Origin of the sequence: Micromonospora sp. NPDC049580 (assembly GCF_040675595.1) — a bacterium.
GTDB lineage: Bacteria > Actinomycetota > Actinomycetes > Mycobacteriales > Micromonosporaceae > Micromonospora.
Map to the genome: position 1 here is coordinate 1 of NZ_JBFAPG010000564.1, position 3,731 is coordinate 3,731.

Genomic DNA, 3,731 nt, shown 5'->3' on the forward strand with positions numbered 1-3,731 from the left:
CGGGCGCGTAGCCCGCGGCGGGTCCCTGGCCCGTGCCGGGCGTGTAGCCGGCGCCGGGCGTGTAGCTCGCGCTCGGAGGCTCGTACGCGCCCGGTGTCGGTTCGGCGGTCGGGCCGGTGTCGGCGGTCGGGCCGAACGTGGTGGGCTCGGTCCAGCCGGCGGGCGTCCCGGCTGGTGCGGGCGGTGCTGAACCGCCCGGCTGTGCCGACCCGGGGCGGGGCGGCGGGGCAGCTTCCTCGGTCATGCCTCGATCCTGCTGCCCGCGTCGCCCGAACGGCCTCAGGACCCGACCCTGACCCCACCCTGAGATCCGGGCGGCCGGAATGTCGGGGGCGTCCCCGTGGTCGGCGGACGCCGCAGCGTGTGACGATCGGACTCACCGACCTCCGGACAGCCCACCACCGTGACCAGGGAGCCTGCGATCAGCACCGTGACCCCGCCTCCGCGCCTGTACCGCGCCCCCGAGCATCGGATGGCCGCTGGCGTCGCCGCCGGTATCGCCGACCATCTCGGCATCTCGGTGCTGCGCGTGCGGGTGGCGTTCATGGTGCTGCTCGGGCTGAGCGGGCTCGGACTGCTGCTCTACGCGGCCTTCTGGGCGGTGGTGCCGCTGCGCCCCGGTGACACCGCGGTGCCGCCCCGGCGCGACGTGGCCCAGCTCCTGCCGTTCGTCGGGATCGGGCTCGGTGTCCTGCTGATCCAGGTGATGGTCTTCGACTCGGTCGGCGCGGCGGGCACCGCCGGTTGGCTGGTGGCCATCATCGCGGTCGGCGCCGGGGTCATCTGGCACCAGTCGGCGCCCGAGCGGCGACGGCGCTGGGGCGACACGATGCCGGTCCCGTGGCTCGGGGCGGTCGTCGAGGAGAGCGACCGGCGGGCCTTCGTCCTCCGGTTCATCGGCGGCGGGGTGCTGGTCGCGGTCGGCATCATCGGTGTCGCGGCGGTCTACTCGCCGGCACAGAACTTCGACGCGGTGATCAACGGGGTGATCTTCGCGCTGGTCGGGTTGGCCGGGGTCGGGGTGGTCACCGCGCCGGTGCTCTGGCGGACGTACAGCCAGCTCCGCGCGGAGCGCGAGGGGCGCATCCGCGAGCAGGAGCGGGCCGAGCTGGCCGCGATGGTGCACGACCAGGTGCTGCACACGCTGGCGCTGATCCAGCGCAACGCCAGCGACGTCAAGACGGTGCAGCGGCTGGCCCGGGGGCAGGAGCGTTCGCTGCGCAACTGGCTCTACAAGCCCACGGCGTCACCGAGCGAGCGCTTCGCGGCCGCCCTGGAGCAGGCCGCCGCCGAGGTCGAGGACACCTTCGCGATCACGGTGGAGACCGTGGTGGTGGGCGACCGGGAGACTGACGAGAAGGTCGGCGCGCTGGTCGCCGCCGCGCGGGAGGCGCTGGTGAACGCGGCCCGGCACGCCGGCGTGCAGACCGTGTCGCTCTACGCCGAGGTGGAGCCCGATCAGGTCAGCGTCTTCGTCCGGGACCGGGGCAAGGGCTTCGATCCGGATACGGTGGAGGACCACCGGCACGGCGTACGCGGTTCGATCATCGGACGGATGAAGCGGCACGGCGGACGGGCCGAGATCCGGTCCGGCCCGGGGGAGGGGACCGAGGTCCGGTTGATCCTGCCGATCTCCCGGGACTCGTCCGCAGCGGAGAGGAACAAATGACCATGGCCGAGCAGCCGATGGAGCACCTCGACCCGGCGACCAGCCGCCCGGAACGCCTGCGGGTTTTCCTGGTCGACGACCACGCGATGTTCCGTGCCGGGGTGCGTGCCGAGCTGGGCGCCCATGTCGAGGTGGTGGGTGAGGCGAGCACGGTGGCCGAGGCGGTCACCCGGATCGCCGCCACCGTCCCGGACGTGGTGCTGCTCGACGTACACATGCCCGACGGCGGTGGCCGCGCCGTGCTGGAGGCGATGCGGCGCAGCCATCCGCAGGTCAAGTTCCTGGCGCTGAGCGTCTCCGACGCGGCGGAGGACGTGATCGGGTTGATCCGGGCCGGCGCCCGGGGGTATGTCACCAAGACCATCTCCCCGGACGAGCTGACCGCGGCGATCCGTCGGGTCGCCGACGGTGACGCGGTGTTCAGCCCCCGGCTCGCCGGGTTCGTGCTGGACGCCTTCGCGGCCCGGCCGGACGCCCCGGTGGCCGACCCCGAGTTGGACCAGCTCACCAACCGGGAGCGGGAGGTGCTGCGCCTGCTCGCCCGGGGGTACGCGTACAAGGAGATCGCCAAGGAGCTGTTCATCTCCATCAAGACGGTGGAGACGCACGTGTCGAACGTGCTGCGCAAGCTCCAGATGTCCAACCGCTACGAACTGTCCCGCTGGGCGGCGGACCGCCGGCTCGTGTGATCTATTCCTCCGCCCCGGCATTTCGGGCAGATGCCACGGATGCCGCCGGGCGGGGCTGACAAACGATCACCCGTCGTCCCATACTGCCCCGGTCCCGTTTCCGCGCGTGGGTGTTGGCATCCCGCGGAGGCGGCGGCTTACGCGTGCCCGCGGTAGCGGGTCACCCCTGGGGGAGAGGTACCAATCTTGATGTTGGGACAACGAGGACGACACTGGGCGCGGGTCGCGTTGGCGGCCGTCGCCGGCGGCGCGCTGGCGCTCGGCGTGGCGGGTGCCGCAGCCGCTGCTCCGGCCACCGGTGTGGCCAAGGTGGTCGATGGCACCGAGGTCACCCTGAAGCTCGACGGCAAGACGCGCACCACGTCTGCGCTCGCTCTGAAGATCGACGGCAAGCTGGTGCCGGCGTTCTGCATCGACTACCACACCAGCGTGAAGCTCGACGGCAAGTACGAGGAGGGCAGCTGGGACGAGTCCGAGGTGCGGAACCTCGGCAAGGTCCAGTGGGTGCTCACCCACGGCTACCCGAACGCCGACTCCACCGCGCTTCTCGCCGCCGCCGGCGTGGAGACGAAGGTCGGTAAGAAGCAGCTGGAGACGCTGCTCTACTTCGGCACCCAGACCGCCGTCTGGCACTTCAGCGACGGCATCGAGCTGGGCGCCTGGGAGAAGGACCTGCAGGCCCGCAACCAGTACGAGGTGATCACGAAGGTCCGTGACTACCTCATCAAGAACGCCACCGACCAGCCGGAGCCGCGTGCCGAGCTGTCCGTCGACCCGGCCAGCGCCACCGCGACGGTCGGCGGCAAGGCCGGTCCGTTCACGGTGAAGGGCCCGGCGGGCGCCATCACCGTGGCGGCCACCGGCGGCACCGCCGTCGACGCCGAGGGCAAGCCGGTCACCACGACCACCAACGGCGGGCAGTTCTGGCTGGCCGCTGAGGCCGCTGGCGCGGTCAACGTGACCCTGACCGCGCAGGACTCGGTCTCCTTCGGCCGGGTGTTCCTGTTCACCGGCGCCAAGAAGGCGCAGAAGCTGATCCTCGGCGGCAGCACCGGCGCCACCGTCACCACCCAGGCGGCGGCCACCTTCACCGCCGTCCCCACGACGCCGCCGACCACCCCGACGGCGACCCCGAGCGCGTCGGCCTCGCCGACCACCCCGTCGGCCACGCCGTCGGACTCGGCGCAGCCGGCCAGCCCGGCGCCGTCCACCTCGCCGGCGAGCAACGGTGGCGGCCTGCCGCTGACCGGTTCGCCGATCGCGGCGGCGGCGACCGCCGGTCTGCTGCTGCTCGCCGCGGGTGCGGTGGCCGTCCTCCTGGTGCGTCGTCGCAAGGTCCGCTTCACCGCCTGATCCATCCCCGCCACACCACC

General features: G+C 72.5%; 3 protein-coding genes and 1 pseudogene. 3 read left to right on the forward strand and 1 reads right to left on the reverse strand.

Annotated elements, in window-relative coordinates; translation table 11 throughout:
* Nucleotides 1-244 (reverse strand): annotated as a pseudogene (locus tag AB0J68_RS29110) (hypothetical protein); the annotation flags it as partial.
* A 159-nt stretch (nt 245-403) separates the two neighbouring features.
* Here AB0J68_RS29110 and AB0J68_RS29115 point away from each other — a divergent pair.
* The 3 genes from AB0J68_RS29115 (at nt 404) to AB0J68_RS29125 (ending at nt 3,711) form a co-directional block, all read left to right on the forward strand.
* Nucleotides 404-1,669, forward strand: coding sequence for a PspC domain-containing protein (locus tag AB0J68_RS29115; protein WP_354855369.1), 1,266 nt, complete (start codon nt 404-406; stop codon nt 1,667-1,669).
* Nucleotides 1,670-1,671: 2 nt separating this feature from the next.
* Nucleotides 1,672-2,358, forward strand: a complete 687-nt coding sequence (locus AB0J68_RS29120; RefSeq protein WP_354855393.1) for a response regulator transcription factor — start codon at nt 1,672-1,674, stop codon at nt 2,356-2,358.
* A gap of 189 nt (nt 2,359-2,547) precedes the next feature.
* Nucleotides 2,548-3,711 carry a thioester domain-containing protein gene (locus tag AB0J68_RS29125; protein ID WP_354855370.1) on the forward strand — a complete coding sequence of 388 codons (1,164 nt, stop codon included), beginning with the start codon at nt 2,548-2,550 and terminating at the stop codon, nt 3,709-3,711.
* The last annotated feature ends 20 nt before the right edge of the window (nt 3,712-3,731 follow it).